This is a genomic window from Delftia sp. Cs1-4, assembly GCF_000214395.1.
Taxonomy (GTDB): domain Bacteria; phylum Pseudomonadota; class Gammaproteobacteria; order Burkholderiales; family Burkholderiaceae_C; genus Comamonas; species Comamonas acidovorans.
In genome coordinates this window covers 6,423,235-6,442,356 of the sequence record NC_015563.1, presented here as the reverse complement: position 1 = coordinate 6,442,356, position 19,122 = coordinate 6,423,235, and the positions used below count along the sequence as shown (strand labels likewise).

Genomic DNA, 19,122 nt, shown 5'->3' with positions numbered 1-19,122 from the left:
GGACCCTGGCAACGACACCTACCGAAAGGACGCCGCCGCATGGCACGCGTACGTGACCCTGCTGGCTACGATGGCCAGCGTGAAATGATCCTCTCCCACGCCGCCCAGCTGTTCGCGCAGCGCGGCTATGCGGGCACCTCCATGAACGAGGTGGCTGCGGCCTGCGGCGTCTCCAAGGCCACGCTCTACCACTATGTAATCGACAAGCACGACCTGGCCGTGCGCATTGCCGAAGAGCATGTGCTGCGTCTCGAAGCCCTGGTCAACGACACCCTGCAGGCCCATGCCGATCCCGAGCAGCGCCTGCATGCGCTGATCCGCGGCTTCGGCCAGGAGTACGCCCAGGCCCAGAATGCCCACCGCGTGCTGACCGAGGACGTGCGCTTCCTGCGCGAGCAAGACCAGCAGCGCATCCTGGACGTGGAGCGCCGCGTGGTCGCCGCCTTTGCGCAGACCATTGCCCAGGTGCGCGGCGAGCCCGCCGACAGCGCCCTGGGCAAGCCCCTGGCCATGCTGCTGTTCGGCATGATCAACTGGACCTTCACCTGGCTCAAGCCGGGCGGCACGCTGGACCATGACGCCATTGGCACCATGGTGTCCCAGCTGTTCTTCGGCGGCGTGCGCGCGGTCAGCGTGCCGGACGCCAAGAAGCCGCGCAAGGCCCGCCAGGCCTAGGCTCGGCCCGGTCCCTTACCACCTGCGCTGCACGACCACGAAGCGGTCGGCCACGAAGGCCAGCGTGGTGTAGCTGGCATTGGCCGCGGGATTGCCGCCCGTGGCGTGGAAGTCCGAGAAGCCTGCCGACTGGTTGACCATCACGCCCTGCGTGAGGTTGATGGACAGGGCCACGCGCGAGCGCAGCGCCGAGGCCGCCACGGCATCGACAAAGGCCGCATCCGTGGAGTACAGGCCCAGGGTCATCGCGCCATGCGCGCGCACGCTGCGCTCGGCCAGCTCGCGCGCGGCCTGGGCCGAGGGCACGGCCACCAGGTAGGAGACGGGGCCGAAGCATTCGCGCTCGTAGATGGCGGCGTCCGCCACGTCCAGCGCGCGCAGCGCGGGCGTGCGCACCTCGGCCTGCGGGTACTCGGGATGGGTGAGCTTTTGCGAGGCGCGCACGGCGCGGCCCACGGTGGCGGCCTGTTCCACGCGCTCCACGGTCTGCGCAGAGCCTATGGCGCCCAGCACGGTGAAGGCCACCTTGGGATCGGCCAGCAACTGGTCGATGGCGGCGGCCAGATCGGCGCCGACCTGCTCGAAGCTCTTGTGGCCCTGGTCAGTCTCTATGCCGCCGGCCGGAATCAGGAGGTTCTGCGTGGTGGTGCACATCTGGCCGCTGTACAGCGACAGTGACAGGGCCAGATTGCGCAGCATGCCTGCGTAGGCATCGGTGGACTCGATCACCACCAGGTTCACGCCGGCCATCTCGGCATACAGGCGTGCCTGCGGCGCGTTGGACTGCAGCCACTGGCCGAAGGTATTGCCGCCGGTGAAGTCGATGGAGGCCACGGCCGCATGCGTGGCCAGGGCCTGGGTCAATTCGGGCTTGTCGCTCACGGCCAGGGTCACGAGGTTGGGGTCCAGGCCTTGCTCGGTCAGCACATCGCGCAGCACGCTCACGGTGAGCGCGGCCGGCAGCACGGCGTTGGGGTGGGGCTTGACGATCACGGGGTTGCCCGTGGCCAGCGCGGCGAACAGGCCCGGGTAGGTGTTCCAGGTCGGGAAGGTGGCGCAGCCGATGACCAGGGCCACGCCACGCCCCACGATCTCGAAGCGCTTGTGCAGCACGGCGGGCGCATGCTTGCCCTGGGGCTTTTCCCAGACGGCCTCGGCAGGCACGTCGGCCATGGCCTTCCAGGCCACGGCAATGGCTTCCAGGGCGCGGTCCTGCGCATGGGGGCCGCCGGCCTGGAAGGCCATCATCGCGCCCTGGCCCGTGGTCAGCATCACCGCATGCGCGATCTCGAAGCTGCGCTGGTGGATGCGCGTCAGCGCCTCCAGCAGCACGCCGGTGCGGCCCTGGGGTCCGAGCGCCTGCCATGCGGGCTCGGCCGCCTGGGCGGCATCCACCAGTGCCTGGGCATCGCACTCGGGGTAGCGGATGTCCAGGGCCACGCCATAGGGCGACTGCTCGGTGGCCACGCGGGCGCGTTCGCCGGGCTGGCGCAGCGGATAGTCCTTGCCGAACAGCGCCTGCACGGCGGCATGGCCCTGGGCCTGGGCGGTCTCGCCATACACCTTGGGCGAGGGCGCCTCGGGGAAGGGCGACCAGTGGCCCCGGCGGGACAGGGCCTGCAGCGCGTCGTCGAGCAGAGGGCGGTGGCGTTCGTAGAGGGCGTGGGTGGGCATGGGATGTCTCCTGGTTTGGAATGTGGCGTCGCTATCAGGGTTAGTACCGGACAACAAGCCTTGTTGCTCAAGAAAGCTGCATCTTATAATCCTACCGTCCGGTCGGTCAATTATTCTGAACCTTTTGCCTCACGACGCCAGAACCCCGATGAACAAAGACCTGCGCCCCGCCCCCGGCGAACTCGACCCCATCGAAACCGCCAGCCGCGACGAGATCGCCTCGTTGCAGCTGCAGCGCCTGCGCTGGTCGCTGCAGCATGCCTACGACAACGTGCCGCACTACCGCCGCGCCTTCGATGAGAAGGGCGTGCATCCGTCCGACCTGCGCACGCTGTCCGACCTGGCCCGCTTTCCCTTCACCACCAAGAAGGACCTGCGCGAGAACTACCCGTTCGGCATGTTCGCCGTGCCGCGCCAGAAGGTGGCGCGCGTGCATGCCTCCTCGGGCACCACGGGCAAGCCCACGGTCGTGGGCTACACGTTGAATGACATCGACAACTGGGCGAATCTGGTGGCGCGCTCCATCCGCGCGGCGGGCGGGCGGCCCGGCGACATGGTGCATGTGGCCTATGGCTATGGCCTGTTCACGGGCGGGCTGGGCGCGCACTACGGCGCCGAGCGCGCGGGCTGCACCGTGGTGCCCATGTCGGGCGGGCAGACCGAAAAGCAGGTGCAGCTGATCCAGGATTTCCGGCCCGACATCATCATGGTCACGCCCAGCTACATGCAGGTGATCGTGGAGGAGATGCAGCGCCAGGGGATGGACCCGCGCGAGAGCTCGCTCAAGATCGGCATCTTCGGCGCCGAGCCCTGGACCGAGGCCATGCGCCGCGAGATCGAGGGCAAGGCGGGGCTGGATGCCGTGGACATCTACGGCCTGTCCGAAGTCATGGGCCCGGGCGTGGCCAGCGAATGCGTGGAGAGCAAGGACGGGCCGGTGATCTGGGAAGACCATTTCTACCCCGAGATCATCGACCCGGACACGGGCGAGGTGCTGCCCGATGGAAGCGAGGGGGAGCTGGTCTTCACGTCGCTGTCCAAGGAGGCCATGCCCATCGTGCGCTACCGCACGCGGGACCTGACACGGCTGCTTGCGCCGACCTCGCGCAGCTTCCGGCGCATGGGCAAGATCGTGGGGCGCAGCGACGACATGATGATCATCCGCGGCGTCAACGTCTTTCCGACCCAGATCGAGGAAATCGTGCTGGCCAATGCCAGCCTCACGGGCCTGTACCAGATGCACATCAGCCGTGAAGGCCTGCTGGACACCGTCGAGGTGCACTGCGAGCTGCAGCCGCAGCGGCGCGGCCTGGGCGATGCCGAGCGCGGCGAGATCGCGCAGTGGGTGCAGCAGCGCATCAAGACCCTGGTGGGCATTTCCACGGCGGTGCGCGTCTTCGATCCCGACACCATCGAGCGCACGCAGACCGGCAAGGCCCGGCGTGTGTACGACAAGCGGCCGCGTTGAGGCACCGCCGGCCGTCGTCAACCATTTCATTCAAGGAGATCGCACATGTACACCCAGGCCATGGACACCATGGGCAAGGAAGCGGGCGATGGCGGCAAGGCCGTGCGCTCGGCCGACGAAATGCGCCTGCAGCAGCGCTTTGACGAGCGCATCGATGCCGGCGAATTCATCGAGGCCAAGGACTGGATGCCCGACAACTACCGCAAGACGCTGCTGCGCCAGATCAGCCAGCACGCGCACAGCGAGATCGTCGGCATGCTGCCCGAGGGCAACTGGATCAGCCGCGCGCCCACGCTCAAGCGCAAGGCCATCCTGCTGGCCAAGGTGCAGGACGAGGGCGGCCATGGCCTGTACCTCTACGCCGCCGCCGAGACGCTGGGCAGCAGCCGCGACCAGATGCTGCACGCGCTGCACACGGGCAAGGCCAAGTACAGCTCCATCTTCAACTACCCCACGCTGACCTGGGCCGACATGGGCACCATCGGCTGGCTGGTGGATGGCGCGGCCATCATGAACCAGGTGCCCATCTGCCGCTGCTCCTATGCGCCCTACGCGCGCGCCATGGTGCGCATCTGCCGCGAGGAGAGCTTTCACCAGCGCCAGGGCTACGAGGCGCTGCTGACCATGATGCAGCAGGGCACCGAGGCGCAGAAGGCCATGGTGCAGGACGCCGTCAACCGCTGGTGGTGGCCGTCCATCATGATGTTCGGCCCGCCCGACGACCAGTCTCCCAACAGCGCGCAGTCCATGCGCTGGGGCATCAAGCGTATCTCCAACGACGCGCTGCGCCAGAAGTTCATCGACGCCACGGTGGACCAGGCCAAGGTGCTGGGCGTGACCCTGCCCGACCCCGACCTGAAATGGAACGAGGCCCGCCAGGCCCATGACCATGGCCCCATCGACTGGGACGAGTTCTGGCGCGTGATCGCCGGAGACGGCCCCTGCAACCGCGAGCGCCTGGGCGCCCGCGTCAAGGCCTGGGATGAGGGCGCCTGGGTGCGCGAGGCCGCCCTGGCCCATGCCCGCAAGCAGACACAGAGAAACCAGACCCGCAAGGAGGCCGCATGACCACCGCCGAACAGAACATCACCAACGAATGGCCGCTGTGGGAAGTCTTCGTCCGCAGCAAGGCCGGCCTGGACCACAAGCACTGCGGCAGCCTGCACGCGGCCGACCCGCAGATGGCGCTGCAGATGGCGCGCGATGTCTACACGCGGCGCCAGGAGGGCGTGAGCGTCTGGGTGGTGCGCTCGGACCAGATCGTGGCCAGCGACCCCGGCGACAAGGACATGTTCTTCGACCCGGCCCAGGACAAGGTCTACCGCCATCCGACCTTCTACCAGCTGCCGCCCTCGGTGGACCACATGTGAGCGGGGAGCTGCCATGAACGCCTCCGCCTCCGCCTCCTCCATCGCCATCGACGCCCGCCCCGAGGTGCAGTACCTGCTGCGCCTGGGCGATACCTGCCTGATCCTGGCCCAGCGCCTGGGCCAGTGGTGCGGCCACGCGCCCATCCTCGAAGAGGACATTGCCATGACCAACATGGCGCTGGACCTGGTCGGCCAGGCGCGTGCGCTGCTGACCCGCGCCGGCCAGCTTGAAGGCCGCGCGCACGACGAGGACCAGCTCGCCTTTCTGCGCGACGAGCGCGACTACTTCAACGCCACGCTGGCCGAGCTGCCGCGCGGCGACTTCGCCTTCACCGTGCTGCGCAACGCCATGGCCGCCACCTGGCTGCGCCTGATGTGGGAGCGCCTGGTGCACTCCAGCGACGCCGAGCTGGCCGCCATCGCCGCCAAGGCGCTCAAGGAAGCGCGCTACCACGAGCAGCACGCGGGCGACTGGGTGGTGCGACTGGGCGACGGCACCGAGGAATCGCGCCAGCGCATGGAGGCGGCCCTGGCCCAGCTGTGGCGCTACGCGGCCGAGCTGTTCACCGACGACGCCACGGACGCCGCCGCGCGCGCCAGCGGCCTGGGCCCGGCCTGGTCCGAGCTGCGCGAACCCTGGCAGGCCGAAATGGCCGCCCTGCTGCAGGAGGCCACGCTGGACATGCCGGCCGAATCCGCCTTCCGCAGCACGGGCCGCAACGGCGTGCACAGCGAGCACATGGGCTTCATCCTGGCCGAGATGCAGCACCTGCAGCGCGCCTATCCGGGCGGGGTGTGGTGATGGCTGCCGCACGGCTTGTGGCCGTCACATCCGCCTTGGCCGAGCGCGAGCGCCTGGCCTGGGCCGCGCTGCAGGACGTGCCTGATCCCGAGGTGCCCGTGATCTCGGTCTGCGAGCTGGGCATCGTGCGCGAGGTCCATGCCCTGCCCGAAGGCCAGGGCATGGAGATCGTGCTCACGCCCACCTACTCGGGCTGCCCCGCCACCGAGGTCATCGAGCGCAGCGTGCTCGATGCCATCGAGGCCGCAGGCCTGGGACCCGCGCGCGCCGTGCTGCGCCGCGCCCCCGCCTGGACCACGGACTGGATCAGCGACGACGGCCGGCGCAAGCTGCGCGAGTACGGCATCGCGCCGCCCGGGCGCTGTGGCGACTCCGGCCTGCCGGAAGGCACCTCGCCCATCCGCCTGGTGCGCCGCCGCCAGGGCATTGCCGTGCCCGAGCCCGTTGCCTGCCCGCACTGCGGCAGCGCGCACACCGAGCGGCTGTCGGCCTTCGGCGCCACGGCCTGCAAGGCCCTGCACCGCTGCCTGGACTGCCGCGAACCCTTCGAACACTTCAAGCCGATATGACCACGACCACGATGTTCCACCCGCTGCGCGTGCGCAGCATTGCGCCCGACACGGCCGAGGCCGTGGTCGTCTCCTTCGACGTGCCGCCCGCGCTGCGCGAGGTCTTCGGCTTCACCCAGGGCCAGTACCTCACCCTGCGCCACCAGATCGACGGCCAGGACCTGCGCCGCAGCTACTCCATCTGCGCAGGCGTGGATGACGGCGAGCTGCGCGTGGGCGTGCGCAAGGTGCGCGGCGGCCAGTTCTCCAACTGGATCAACGAGCATCTGCGCCCCGGCGACACGCTGCAGGTCATGGCGCCCCAGGGCCGCTTCTTCGTGCCCATCGAGCCCGGGGCCGCGCGCCACCATGTGGGCATCGCCGGCGGCAGCGGCATCACGCCCATCCTGTCCATCATGAAGACCGTGCTGGCGCGCGAGCCCGCCAGCCGCTTCACGCTGATCTACGGCAACCGCCAGCTGCAGTCCACCATGTTCAAGGAGGAGATCGAGGACCTCAAGAACCGCTACATGTCGCGGCTGTCGCTGCAGCATGTGTTCTCGGACGAGCACACCGACCTGCCGCTGAACATGGGCGTGATGGACCGCAGCAAGATCGCCGAATTCCTGCAGGGCGTGGTGCCGGCCGCGCACATCGACCATGTCTACATCTGCGGACCCTTCCAGATGAACGACGAGGCCGAGGCCGCCCTGCTGGCCGCCGGCGTGGCCGAGGAACGCATCCACATCGAGCGCTTCGGCGTGGCCCTGCCGGCCGCAGGCCAGGGCACGGTGGGCGCCGTGGTGCACGAAGCCCAGCCCGGCGACGCCGCCACCGCACGCATCACCCTGGTGCGCGACGGCCTCTCGCGCGAGATCCCCTTCACGCGCGGCCAGGCCAGCATCCTGGACGCGGCCTCCTCGGCCGGGCTGGAAGTTCCCTATTCCTGCACCTCGGGCGTCTGCGGCACCTGCCGCGCCAAGGTGGTCGAGGGCGAAGTGCGCATGGAGCGCAACTTCGCCCTCGACAAGAACGAAGTCGCCTGCGGCTTCGTGCTGACCTGCCAGGCGCATCCGCTGACCGAGCGCGTGGTGCTGTCGTTCGATGAGCGGTGAGGGCGCCTGCGTTCTGGCGCAGGGCAGGAAGACTCAGGGAAACAGTGTCGAAAGCATGTGCTTTGGCACTGGCAGCCCATCAGATGCTTCGATGAAGTGCAGACCCTTGGATGCGGGCTGTATGGACTGAAACGCGGAAGGAAAGCGCGGCAGCTGCACATGGTGCTTGCTCTTGCATTCCTCGCAGGCGTGGAACTGCGGCTGGAAGACTTTGTTTTTATGGCTTCCCACGGGACCGTTGGCGTCCCAGACGGCCAGCGATGCCTCGGTGGAAACCGGCTTGCACAGATTCTTCCAGTCCAGTGCCCCGTGCACGACCATGTAGAAGCCAATCAGGTTGGAAACGAGGTCTTCCTGGCTGAATCCACTGTCTGTGAGGAGCGACATGGATGCCTGCAGGCTCTCGAAGCCCATGGAAACCTCCATGAATATGGCCAGGGCCACGGAGCGCTTCGCTGAAAGAGACAGGCCTTTCTTGACGAGATAGAACTTGGCAAATTCCTGGGCCAGGCCAAAGCGCCCCATGGATTGCTTGTATTGAATCAGATGGCTGTCGGAGTGACCGGGAATCCCGATGCCGCGCTCATGCAGTATGTCTTTCCAGAGATAGGCCGCACTGGCGTAGCGATTGCGATGGCTCTCGACCGATTGGAGGTGGCCCAGGTCAATCCATCCGCAGTTGCAGGTATAGATGAGTCTTCGGGGTATGTGGGATCTGCTGGACATGTTCAGTCGTAATGGGTGAGCGTGACCTTGCACAGGCCTGTTGCGATTGCCTGGGTGACCGCCAGTACGGCAACTTCGCCGGCCGATGACGCGTATTGCGCGTATTGGACAAGGCGCTCTCCCTCGGGGACAAACGATGCGGCGGCATTTTCGGCATCGATGGATCTCTGGTGGAAATCCTTCTGGCGCAGGTAGCTGTTGATGGCCGCAGTGGCCTCGGTGATGTCCTTGGCGCTGGTCTCGAAGGTCATCTCGGACTGCGGGGGCTTGTTGCCATCACCGACGGAGCCGAAGTAGGCGGGCTCCGCCATCGTCCCTGTTGCTGGCGCATTGCGTATCAGGGAAGAGATGCCTACGTAATATCTGAGCGATCCCCGCTCAGGCGAGTAGTCCTCCTGGGAGATGAGAAACCCATACACGGCCAACCAGGATGCGGATGCGGCAAAGACCAGGAGGACAAGGCCCAAGATAACGGATCTGATTCGCATGGAAGAGGTGGGACGGGTTCGGGGAGGTGACAGCGGTCCAGATCCTAAATGAGCGGGCTGAAATCTTTATTTCAAAAGAGTAACTCTTTGAAATAGAGAACTTTCTGAATGCCCCATTTGATATTTGACGGATTTCTCTTTGCGAAAGAGCAGACCGCGTCTGCCCCAGGAAAGCAAGCGGTCTGCCAGCGCAGGGAAACCATGCCCGGGACAGGTTTCCTACTCGATGCCGATATCCAGCCGCGACACCAATGCCCGGCCGTGTTCGTTCAAGCCCGTCACCTCGACCGTGCTGCCGTGCTTGCGCAGGCGCTGGCAGACCTTGTCCAGCGCATTGACGGCCGTGATGTCCCAGAAATGGGCGTTGGTCAGTTCGATGCGCACCGGCCGGCCTTCGATGTCCCGCACGTCGAAGGCATCGACCAGCTGGTCGGCCGAGGCAAAGAAGACCTGGCCCGATACGCGGTAGGTCAGGCCTGCGCCGTCCTGCGTCTTCTCGACGGACAGCAGCCTTGAGACCTTGAAGGTGAAGAACACCCCGCTGAGCAGCACGCCGACGCCCACGCCGGCGGCCAGGTTGTCCGTGGCCACGGTGACCACCACGGTGGCCAGCATGACGGCGCTGGACAGCTTGGGATGCCTGAGCAGGGCGCGGGCCGATCCCCAGTCCAGCGTGGAGGCCGACACCATTACCATGATGGCCACCAGCGCCGCCACCGGCACCTGGGACACCCAGGGCTTGAGCAGCACCATCAGGATCAGCAGGAAGGCGCCCGCGAACAGCGTGGACAGCCGGCCCCGGCCGCCGTAGCGCACATTGCCCACGGTCTGGCCGATCATGGCGCAGCCGGCAATGCCGCCGAACAGGCTGGCCGCGATGTTGGCCACGCCGATGCCGCTGCACTCGCGGTTCTTGGAGCTGGGCGTGTCCGTGAGTTCATCGACCACGCTGGCCGTCATCATGGACTCCAGCAATCCCACCATGGCGATCGCCAGCGCGGGCAGGGCGATCAGGCGCAGCGTCTCCAGCGACCACGGCACCTGCGGCAGCCCGAAGCTGGGCAGGCCGTCCGGCAGCAGGCCCAGGTCGGCGACCGTCTTCAAGGGCAGGTCCAGCCAATTCGCCGCCACCGTCAGCACCACGATGCAGACCAGGGGCGAGGGCACGGCCGTGGTCAGCCGGGGCAGGCCGTAGATGATCAGCAGGCCGGCGCCCACCATGGCCCAGGTGGCGGCATTGGCGCCGATCAGGTGCGGCATCTGGGCCGAGAAGATCAGGATGGCCAGCGCATTGACGAAGCCCGTGCGCACCGAGCCCGACACATAGCGCATCAGCACGCCCAGGCGCAGCAGGCCGAACAGGATCTGCACGGCCCCCGCAAGAATGCCGGCCGCAAAAAGATACTGCACGCCATGGGCATGCACCAGCGGCGCCGCCACCAGGGCGACCGAGCCCGCAGCCGCCGACACCATGGCCGGGCGCGCGCCCGTGAAGGCGATGACGATGCTGATGATGAAGGAGGCGAACAGCCCGACGGCAGGATCGACGCCAGCCACGAAGGAAAAGGCGATGACCTCGGGGATCAGCGCAAAGGTGGCCACGGCGCCGGCCATGAGCTCGCGCGGAATGCTGGGCGCCCACTCGGCGCGAAAGGGATGGGGATGCTTCGACATGGAAATGGCCAGCCCCGCCGCGCTGGATGTGACAGGGCGGGGCAGGATTTTGTAGACGGGAATGAACATGCCGGGCGTCGGGCGATGCCCGAAACCTGGCGGCTTGTACGGTTCGACCGTGCTACGGCGGCGCCAGGCGGGTGCAGCCCGAGCGCCGGCTCTGCGAGCCGCGCGCGATGCGGGCCAGCGTGAAGCTGTGAAGGCGCGTGGCATCGCGGCTGCGCGCATGGCGAGCCCCTGGTTGACGGTGCCGGTGGACTGAAATCACGGGCGCGATTGTACGAGGGTGTGCGAGGGAGGGAAGCGCCGCGCCGATCATGAAGGCGCCATGGATGCGGCGCCTATGATGTGGCCGCTTTGATATTCGCTTGAAGAATTCTCGAGATATTCTGTTCTGTTTGCCTGCGGATGGCGCCATCGTATTCCTGCACTCGTGCAGAGAATAAAGATGCCTCCTGCGCAACTCTCGAAATGACTTCCATTGTTTCTTTTTTGCTGACTCCAGCTTCCTTGCCGAGCTGGTGCAGATGCGCCAATCTAATAATGGATGCCTCGCCTGCTACGTCCATTTGATGGTAGCCGCCCGGCCCTCGATTGAAGGTTATGTCATAAACCGGGGCAAGCTTCCAATGGCCATCCTTTCCCATCCTGAAGGAGAAATTCTTTCCGTGGTCATCCCGATTGTTGAAAATCACGTTGAACACAGCGCGTTCAAAGGCTTTTTTCACTTCCCTTGAATCTCTGGTCAGGAATCGTGTTGCCTGCATCAAGGTGATATAGCCGATGGACCCGGCAACCCGGAAATCAGCGCCAACAAATGCAGCCAAGGTGTGGACAGGAACGCGGTAATCGCCTTCTCTGTCGAAGCGTTTGATGCCAAAGGCAGACAGCCCCTGTCCCAGATCCAAGCTGACGGTAGGCGGCGCCTCAAGCCCGCATGCACTGGCAGACTTGACGTAGAGGTCCTCAATGGCACAAACCTCGGAGTGTTCATTCATTGCGGGAAATTTCACCAGCCAAGGTTCAGCGCCCTCCATGGGTACGGTGCTCGCGCGATGTGTCTCGCTATTCAGATAGACCAGCGCCTTGGGCCGAGCCCCATGAGGCGAACCACCCACCAGGGCAAGTTGCGCGAGCAGAGCTGTGTCCTTGTCCTCAAGCACTTGTTGCACTTCTTGTGCAAGCATTGCCATAGGAATATCTGCTTGAGGCTGTTTCATGAAACTATCAGCAGGTGCAAATGTCATTGCACCTAGTGCGCTGTCGCCAACATATGCCAATCGATCCAGCGCAGATAACCGAGCAGGATCCAAACCACGCTTTTGGAATAGTTTGTCCATCAGGAGCAAACCCCATCCATCCGGCAAAGAATCGTAGACAGGGCCTGGCAGACCTAATTGGTGTCTTGGTAGAGATCTGGAGAAATCGCGTCCCTTTACAAGCGGGAAAAGGTAGGGTGATAGCTCCAGTCCCTTGGAAAAAGCCTCGTCGGTATATTCAAAAATAATGCTGCTTCTGGCGTCGGCTGCACCCAGGGTAGCCCAATGGAATTTGTCGCCCCAGCCTTCGTAGTAGACATTAATCTTCTGAACCATGTGAAGCTTTCGGGGAACGCACCCGCTGAGGAAGAGTTGAAATCCTTTCAAGCTCTTCAATCGTGCGTGGTTGATAAAGAAACAGCTCTTCAAGCTGAATGGCAAGGCCCAGCACCTGTACAACGGCGATCACGGTCTCGAATGAGACGTTCTTGCCTGCCTCCATGTTGACGATGGTGGCCTTGGATACGCCTACACGGCTGGCCAGTTCCGCCTGAGTGAACTTTTGGGCGATGCGATGCTTGCGCAGCCGTGACGATAGCTCTGCCGCGATTTGTGAGGAAGAGTAAAGCCCAAGATTCATTATTTTTGTCTTTAAATATTAAAGACTCATACAAAGATAAATATTTTATTCTTTATGTGGAAGATGATCAAGGTCTGGCTGGCTTGCACAGCTGCGGCACATCCGCTGGGGTCTGGGCCTCGGTTCGCTTCAGCGGGGTCAGCATTCGACAGGCAAAGAAAAAGCCCGCCTCTCCGAAGAGCAGGCGGGCCCGAATCAACAAAAACAATCCTCTTCGGATTTAGAACGGAATGTCGTCATCCATGTCGTCAAAGCCCGAGGCCGCGCGCTGGGGCGGGGGTGCCATGGGTGCGGGAGCGGGGCGCTGGGGAGGAGCCTGGCGCGGTGCGGGCGCTGCCATGGGGGCAGGGGCCGGGCGGCGCTGTTGCTGCTGCTGGGGAGGGGCGTCGTAGCCGCTGTCGCCGTAGCCTTCATCGCCGTAGCCGCCGCCTTGTTGGCCACCGCCGCCGCCCTGGCGGCTGCCCAGCATCTGCATGCTGTCGGCACGGATTTCGGTGGCGTAGCGTTCCTGGCCGCTGGCCTGGTCGGTCCACTTGCGCGTGCGCAGGCTGCCTTCGACATAGACCTGGCTGCCCTTGCGCAGGTACTGGCCCACGATTTCGGCCAAACGGCCGTTGAAGACCACGCGGTGCCACTCGGTGGCTTCCTTGTTCTCGCCGGTGTTCTTGTCGCGCCAGCGGTCGGTGGTGGCGATGGTCACGTTGGCCACCTGATCGCCACTCGGGAAGGTGCGCATTTCGGGGTCGCGTCCGAGGTTGCCGACGATGATGACTTTGTTGACGGATGCCATGAGTGAAATACCTTTACATAGGGAAGTGGCCCGGGCATAGAGGGATGGATCCCGGGCCAGACGCGCCATTGTGCCGCAAGCCGTCCGCCGATGGCAGGGGGCGGATATCCCGTTGCAACCGCCTGTGGCGGCGGCTTGTAACCGTCTGAAAATCCGCCGTTCAGCCGTGGCGGCCCACGGGGCGCAGCGGCCAGGTGACGACCAGCCACAGCACGGCCAGGACGCTCGTCAGGGTGAACAGGCCCGGCATGCCGGCCCATTTGGCGACGGCGCCGCCCAGCGCGCCGCCTGCGAACAGGCCCAGCGATTGCAGCGTGTTGTAGGCGCCCAGCGCCGCGCCGCGCAGCGGGGCCGGGGCCATGCGAGAGACCAGGCTGGGCTGGGTGGCCTCCAGCGCGTTGAAGCCGCAGAAGAACACGAACATCAGCACGGCCATGGCCCACAGCGGCGGCTGCGCGCCGCCGGCCGCCAGCAGGCCCAGGCCGATCTGCACGAGGGTGATCAGGGCGATGGCGCCCAGCAGGGCCGCGCGCAGGCGCCCGCGCCGCTCCATGGCGAACAGGCCGCCCATGGCGGCGAAGGACAGCACCACGGCCGGCAGGTAGACATGCCAGTGCGCCTGCTTGTCCAGGCCTGCCTGCACCAGCATGGCGGGCACGGCCACCCACATGGACATCTGCACGGTGTGCAGCACGAACACGCCCAGGTTCAGGCGCACCAGGTCGCCATGGCGCCACAGCTCGGCCATGCGGCCGCGCGGCTGGTCAGCGTGGCGCGCGGGCTCGGGCGGGACGACCCAGAGCACGACGGCAATGCCCGCCAGCGCCAGGGCGCAGGTCAGGCCGAAGATGCCGGGCAGCCCGCCCCAGGCCGCCAGCAGGGGACTGAGCACCAGGGCCAGCGCGAACATGAGGCCGATGCTGCCGCCCACCATGGCCATGGCCTTGGTGCGCACGCTGTCGCGCGTGAGGTCGGCCAGCAGCGCGGTCACGGCAGCTGAGACGGCGCCCGCGCCCTGCAGGCCCCGGCCCCACATCAGGCCCAGCAGCGAGTCGGCCGTGGCCGCCAGCAGGCTGCCCGCGGCAAAGACCAGCAGCCCGGCGACGATGACGCGCTTGCGCCCGAACCGGTCCGAAGCCAGGCCCAGCGGCAGCTGGAACACGGCCTGGGTGAGCCCGTACAGGCCCATGGCCAGGCCGATCATGGCCGGATCGTCACCGCCCGGGTATTTGCGGGCCTCCAGCGCGAACACCGGCAGCACCAGGAACAGGCCCAGCATGCGCAGCGCAAAGATCAGCGCCAGGCTGGCGCTGGATCGGCGTTCCTGCGGGGTCATGCGGCCCGATGCGGCCGAGGAGGGGGCTGGCGCCTGGGCGCCGTGGACGGGTGTGGGGGAATCGAGCACGGGGTGCACTGTTGTGGGGGCAAGCAATCCGCCATTCTCGCCCATAGGCCGGCGCTGCGGGGTGGCTGGGTTATGCAAGGCAGTGCAAGACAGTTTTGTGAAGGGGCGCCGCGGCAGACCCTGCCGCCCCGCAGACCGAGCCGCCATGCGGTGGCACGGGTTCTGACCTATCATGGCGGGTTCGCCTTCGCAGGGGTTTTCCCGATGCCTGGTTCCCACACGATTTCCGAAGACGGCGGCCTGGACCGGGCCGCCGACTCCCGCTCCCAGCCCGACGGCCGCTACCTTGGCCTGGCGCTGGCGCTGGCGCAGTCACGCATCGCCATCCGCGGTGCGCGCACGCACAACCTCAAGAACATCGACCTGGACATTCCGCGCAACCGGCTGGTGGTGATCACCGGGCTGTCGGGCTCGGGCAAGTCCAGCCTGGCCTTCGACACGCTGTATGCCGAGGGCCAGCGCCGCTATGTGGAGAGCCTGTCGGCCTATGCGCGCCAGTTCCTGGGGCGGCTGGACAAGCCCGATGTGGACCTGATCGAGGGCCTGTCGCCCGCCATCAGCATCGAGCAGAAGGCCACCAGCCACAACCCGCGCTCCACCGTGGGCACGGTGACCGAGATCAACGACTACCTGCGCCTGCTGTTCGCACGCGCCGGCACGCCCTACTGCCCCGACCACAACCTGCCGCTGCAGTCCCAGACCATCAGCCAGATGGTGGATGCGGCCCTGGCCCTGCCCGAGGACACGCGCCTCATGGTGCTGGGGCCGCTGGCGCGCAACAAGAAGGGCGAGTTCGCCGAGCTGTTCGCGCAGATGCAGGCCCAGGGCTATGTTCGCTTTCGCATCGACGGCAAGATCCACGAGTCCCATTCCCTGCCCGCGCTGGAGAAGAACGAGCGCCACGACATCGACGTGGTGATCGACCGCCTCAAGGTGCGCGCCGACGCCCAGCAGCGCCTGGCCGAGAGTTTCGAGGCCGCCCTGCGCGCGGGTGGCGCCGACGCCGGCGGCCGCGTGATCGCCCTGGAGATGGACAGCGGCAAGGAACACCTCTTCAGCGCCAAGTTCGCCTGCCCGCTGTGCAGCTATTCGCTGCCCGAGCTGGAGCCGCGCCTGTTCTCGTTCAACTCGCCCATGGGCGCCTGCCCGGGCTGCGACGGCCTGGGCTGCACGGAGTCCTTCGACCCCGAGCGCGTGGTCGCCTTCCCCACGCTGAGCCTGGCCAGCGGCGCCGTCAAGGGCTGGGACCGGCGCAACGGCTACTACTTCTCCATGCTGGAGAGCGTGGCGCGCCACTACGGCACCGATGTGGAGCTGCCCTTCGAGGAGCTGCCCGAGAAGGTGCGCCATGTGGTGCTCTGGGGCTCGGGCGAAGAGGAAATGCCCTTCAGCTACGTCTTCGACAGCGGCGCGCGCAAGGGCGAGTCCATGGTCAAGAGCCATCCCTTCGAGGGCATCATTCCCAACATCACGCGGCGCTGGCGCGAGACCGAGTCCAGCGTAGTGCGCGACGATCTGGCGCGGCTGCGCAGCGTCGCCGTCTGCCCCGACTGCGGCGGCACGCGGCTGCGCCGCGAGGCGCGCTTCGTGCGCATCGGCGAGGGCGAGCAGGCCCGCGCCATCTACGAGGTGGGCCACGCCACGCTGGCCGAGGCCCATGCCTGGTGCGCGTCCCTGCAGCTGTCGGGCGCCAAGGCCGAGATCGCGGGCAAGGTGGTGCGCGAGATCGCCTCGCGCCTGCTGTTCCTCAACGACGTGGGCCTGAGCTACCTGAGCCTGGAGCGCGGCGCGGACACCCTGTCCGGCGGCGAGGCCCAGCGCATCCGCCTGGCCAGCCAGATCGGCAGCGGCCTGACGGGTGTGATGTATGTGCTGGACGAGCCCAGCATCGGCCTGCACCAGCGCGACAACGACAAGCTCATCGGCACGCTGCAGCACCTGCGCGATATCGGCAACAGCGTCATCGTGGTCGAGCACGACGAGGACATGATGCGCGCGGCCGACCAGATCATCGACCTGGGGCCCGGCGCTGGCGTGCATGGCGGCCGCGTCATGGCCCAGGGCAGCTACGAAGAGGTGCGCGCCAATCCCGATTCACCCACGGGCCGCTACCTGGCGGGCACCCAGCGCATCGAAGTGCCTGCGCGGCGCACGCCCTGGCAACCGGTGCTGGAGGCAACGGCCGAGGGCGAGGCCCGGCCAGCGGCCAAGGGCTTCCCGGCCCGAACCCAGCAGCCCCCCGCCAATCCCGACAACGCAACCGCCCCCGGCGCGCCGCAACTGCAGGCCCTGCGCGTGGTGGGCGCACGTGGCCACAACCTCAAGGGCGTGACGGCGGACTTTCCCGTGGGCCTGCTGACCTGCGTGACCGGGGTCTCGGGCTCGGGCAAGAGCACCCTGGTCAACGACACGCTCTATACCGAGGCCGCGCGCCAGATCCACCGTGCCGGCGGCGAGGCTGCGCCGCACGACGACATCATCGGCATGGGCCATTTCGACAAGGTCATCAATGTGGACCAGTCGCCCATAGGCCGCACGCCGCGCAGCAACCCGGCCACCTACACGGGCCTGTTCACGCCCATCCGCGACCTGATGGCCGAGACCAACACCGCCAAGGAGCGCGGCTACGGCCCCGGGCGCTTCTCGTTCAACGTGGCCGGCGGCCGCTGCGAGGCCTGCCAGGGCGATGGCGTGGTCAAGGTGGAGATGCACTTCCTGCCCGATGTCTACGTGCCCTGCGACATCTGCAACGGCCAGCGCTACAACCGCGAGACGCTGGAGGTGCAGTGGAAGGGCCGCAACATCTCCCAGATCCTGGAGATGACGGTGGAGGACGCCCATGCCTTCTTCAAGGACGTGCCCACCATCGCCCGCAAGCTGCAGACCCTGCTGGACGTGGGCCTGTCCTATATCCGGCTGGGCCAGAGCGCGACCACGCTGTCGGGCGGCGAGGCGCAGCGCGTCAAGCTGGCCCAGGAGCTGTCCAAGCGCGACACGGGGCGCACGCTCTACATCCTGGACGAGCCCACGACGGGCCTGCACTTCGCCGACATCGCCCTGCTGCTCAAAGTGCTGCAGCAGCTGCGCGATGCGGGCAACACCATCGTGGTCATCGAGCACAACCTGGACGTGATCAAGACGGCCGACTGGATCATCGACATGGGCCCCGAAGGTGGCTCGGGCGGCGGTCAGGTGGTGGCCACGGGCACGCCCGAGGACGTGGCGGCCAACCCGGCCAGCCACACGGGGCGCTATCTGCGGCCCTATCTGGAGGCAGCGTCGGCTCCCGCGCAGGCCAAGCCAGGCCGCAAGAACGCAAAGTGAGGCCGGCCATGGACAGCAGCATCCGTGATTTCGTGGTGGTGGGCGCGGGCATGGCCGGTGCCTCGGTGGCCTGGCAGCTGGCGCGCGATGGCGGCGCCTCGGTGCTGGTGCTGGAGCGCGAATCCCAGCCTGGCTACCACAGCACGGGCCGCTCGGCCGCTCTGTATGAGGAGCACTATGGCCCGCTGCAGGTCCAGGCGCTGACGCGGGCCAGCCGCGCCTTCTACGAGCAGCCGCCGCAAGGCTTTGTGCAGGCGCCCATCCTGGCGCCGCGCGGCGTGCTCTATGTGGGCACGGCCGCGCAGAAGGGCCTGCTCGATGCCGCCCATGCCGAGGCGCTCCTGCACTCGCCCCAGGCGCGGCGCCTGGGCCCCGATGAACTCAAGGCCCTGGTGCCCTGCCTGAACACCACGCTGCTGGTCGATGGCTTTGCGGACGACGGCGCGCGCGACATCGACGTGCATGGCCTGCACCAGGGCTTCCTGCGCGGCCTGCGCCAGTGCGGCGGCGAGCTGCGCTGCAGCGCCGAGGTCCGCGCGCTGGCGCAGGACGGCGGTGTTTGGACCCTGGACCTGGCCGACGGCAGCCAGGTGCGCGCGCGCTGCGTGGTCAACGCAGCCGGCGCCTGGGCCGATGCGCTGGGTGCGCTGGCGGGAGCAGCGCCCATAGGCCTGGTGCCCAAGCGGCGCAGTGCCTTCACCTTTGCCGTGCCCGAAGGCATGGATGCCGCGCACTGGCCCGCCGTGATCAGCGCCGACGAGGGCTTTTACTTCAAGCCCGATGCAGGCCAGCTGCTGGGCTCGCCCGCCAACGCCGACCCCGTGGCGCCGCAGGACGTGGCGCCCGAGGAGCTGGACGTGGCCACGGGCATCTGGCGCATCGAGGAAGTGACCACGCTGCAGATCCGCCGCCCTTCCCACACCTGGGCCGGTCTGCGCAGCTTTGTGGCCGACGGCGAGATGGCCGTGGGCTGGGATGCCTCGCCTGCGCCGCTGCCGGGCTTTTTCTGGGTGGCCGCCCAGGGCGGCTACGGCATACAGAGCGCCTTCGGCTACAGCCTGCTGGCGCGCAACCTGCTGCGCGGCGAGCCGCTGGATGCGCGCCTGGCCGCGCAGGGCGTGCAGCCTGAACGGCTGTCGCCCGCGCGCTGCCAGCGCGGCTGAG

Annotated in this window: 17 protein-coding genes; 9 read left to right on the top strand and 8 right to left on the bottom strand. The window is 66.9% G+C overall.

Features of this window, described 5'->3' with window-relative positions:
• The first annotated feature begins 39 nt into the window (after positions 1–39).
• Positions 40–675 carry a TetR/AcrR family transcriptional regulator gene (locus DELCS14_RS28310; protein WP_013804634.1) on the top strand — a complete coding sequence of 212 codons (636 nt, stop codon included), beginning with the start codon at positions 40–42 and terminating at the stop codon, positions 673–675.
• Between the two features lie 15 nt (positions 676–690).
• On the opposite strand, the gene paaN is transcribed toward DELCS14_RS28310, so the two are convergent.
• A complete protein-coding gene (gene paaN / locus DELCS14_RS28305; RefSeq protein ID WP_013804633.1) occupies positions 691–2,349 on the bottom strand; it encodes a phenylacetic acid degradation protein PaaN in 1,659 nt (552 codons plus the stop codon).
• Between the two features lie 148 nt (positions 2,350–2,497).
• Between paaN and paaK the strand changes: the two genes are divergently transcribed.
• Genes paaK through paaE form a run of 6 tightly spaced genes read left to right on the top strand, consistent with a single transcriptional unit; the run spans position 2,498 to position 7,652 of the window.
• The gene (paaK, locus tag DELCS14_RS28300; protein WP_013804632.1) at positions 2,498–3,817 is read left to right on the top strand and encodes a phenylacetate--CoA ligase PaaK; all 1,320 of its coding nucleotides are present in this window, start codon (positions 2,498–2,500) and stop codon (positions 3,815–3,817) included.
• Positions 3,818–3,862: 45 nt separating this feature from the next.
• Positions 3,863–4,885 carry a 1,2-phenylacetyl-CoA epoxidase subunit PaaA gene (paaA, locus tag DELCS14_RS28295; RefSeq protein WP_012202742.1) on the top strand — a complete coding sequence of 341 codons (1,023 nt, stop codon included), beginning with the start codon at positions 3,863–3,865 and terminating at the stop codon, positions 4,883–4,885.
• Positions 4,882–5,187, top strand: coding sequence for a 1,2-phenylacetyl-CoA epoxidase subunit PaaB (gene paaB, locus DELCS14_RS28290; RefSeq protein WP_013804631.1), 306 nt, complete (start codon positions 4,882–4,884; stop codon positions 5,185–5,187). The genes paaA and paaB overlap by 4 nt, the downstream gene beginning before the upstream one ends.
• A gap of 13 nt (positions 5,188–5,200) precedes the next feature.
• Entirely contained in the window at positions 5,201–5,989 is a 789-nt protein-coding gene (paaC, locus tag DELCS14_RS28285; protein ID WP_013804630.1) for a 1,2-phenylacetyl-CoA epoxidase subunit PaaC, read from the top strand.
• Positions 5,989–6,558 (top strand): 1,2-phenylacetyl-CoA epoxidase subunit PaaD, encoded by a 570-nt coding sequence (gene paaD, locus DELCS14_RS28280; RefSeq protein ID WP_013804629.1) that lies wholly within the window; start codon positions 5,989–5,991, stop codon positions 6,556–6,558. The genes paaC and paaD overlap by 1 nt, the downstream gene beginning before the upstream one ends.
• The gene (paaE, locus tag DELCS14_RS28275; protein ID WP_013804628.1) at positions 6,555–7,652 is read left to right on the top strand and encodes a 1,2-phenylacetyl-CoA epoxidase subunit PaaE; all 1,098 of its coding nucleotides are present in this window, start codon (positions 6,555–6,557) and stop codon (positions 7,650–7,652) included. Before paaD ends, paaE begins: the two co-directional genes overlap by 4 nt.
• 33 nt (positions 7,653–7,685) lie before the next feature.
• On the opposite strand, the gene DELCS14_RS28270 is transcribed toward paaE, so the two are convergent.
• From DELCS14_RS28270 to DELCS14_RS28240, 7 genes are all read right to left on the bottom strand, one after another.
• On the bottom strand, positions 7,686–8,378 hold the full coding sequence (locus DELCS14_RS28270) for a hypothetical protein (protein ID WP_013804627.1): 693 nt from the start codon (positions 8,376–8,378) through the stop codon (positions 7,686–7,688).
• A 2-nt stretch (positions 8,379–8,380) separates the two neighbouring features.
• Positions 8,381–8,689, bottom strand: a complete 309-nt coding sequence (locus DELCS14_RS31375) for a hypothetical protein (RefSeq protein ID WP_228676829.1) — start codon at positions 8,687–8,689, stop codon at positions 8,381–8,383.
• A gap of 396 nt (positions 8,690–9,085) precedes the next feature.
• Positions 9,086–10,540 (bottom strand): SulP family inorganic anion transporter, encoded by a 1,455-nt coding sequence (locus DELCS14_RS28260; RefSeq protein WP_227472475.1) that lies wholly within the window; start codon positions 10,538–10,540, stop codon positions 9,086–9,088.
• 341 nt (positions 10,541–10,881) lie between these two features.
• On the bottom strand, positions 10,882–12,135 hold the full coding sequence (locus DELCS14_RS28255; RefSeq protein ID WP_013804624.1) for a type II toxin-antitoxin system HipA family toxin: 1,254 nt from the start codon (positions 12,133–12,135) through the stop codon (positions 10,882–10,884).
• Positions 12,119–12,439: a helix-turn-helix transcriptional regulator gene (locus tag DELCS14_RS30285; RefSeq protein WP_013804623.1), complete on the bottom strand. Its 321-nt coding sequence runs from the start codon at positions 12,437–12,439 to the stop codon at positions 12,119–12,121. The genes DELCS14_RS28255 and DELCS14_RS30285 overlap by 17 nt, the downstream gene beginning before the upstream one ends.
• 220 nt (positions 12,440–12,659) lie before the next feature.
• Entirely contained in the window at positions 12,660–13,229 is a 570-nt protein-coding gene (gene ssb, locus DELCS14_RS28245; RefSeq protein ID WP_013804622.1) for a single-stranded DNA-binding protein, read from the bottom strand.
• A 160-nt stretch (positions 13,230–13,389) separates the two neighbouring features.
• Entirely contained in the window at positions 13,390–14,565 is a 1,176-nt protein-coding gene (locus DELCS14_RS28240) for an MFS transporter (RefSeq protein WP_043796511.1), read from the bottom strand.
• A gap of 273 nt (positions 14,566–14,838) precedes the next feature.
• On the opposite strand from DELCS14_RS28240, the gene uvrA reads away from it, so the two are divergent.
• Positions 14,839–17,958 (top strand): excinuclease ABC subunit UvrA, encoded by a 3,120-nt coding sequence (uvrA, locus tag DELCS14_RS28235; protein WP_013804620.1) that lies wholly within the window; start codon positions 14,839–14,841, stop codon positions 17,956–17,958.
• An 8-nt stretch (positions 17,959–17,966) separates the two neighbouring features.
• Complete coding sequence (locus DELCS14_RS28230) at positions 17,967–19,121, top strand: FAD-dependent oxidoreductase (RefSeq protein ID WP_013804619.1); 1,155 nt, start codon at positions 17,967–17,969, stop codon at positions 19,119–19,121.
• Position 19,122: the final 1 nt, after the last annotated feature.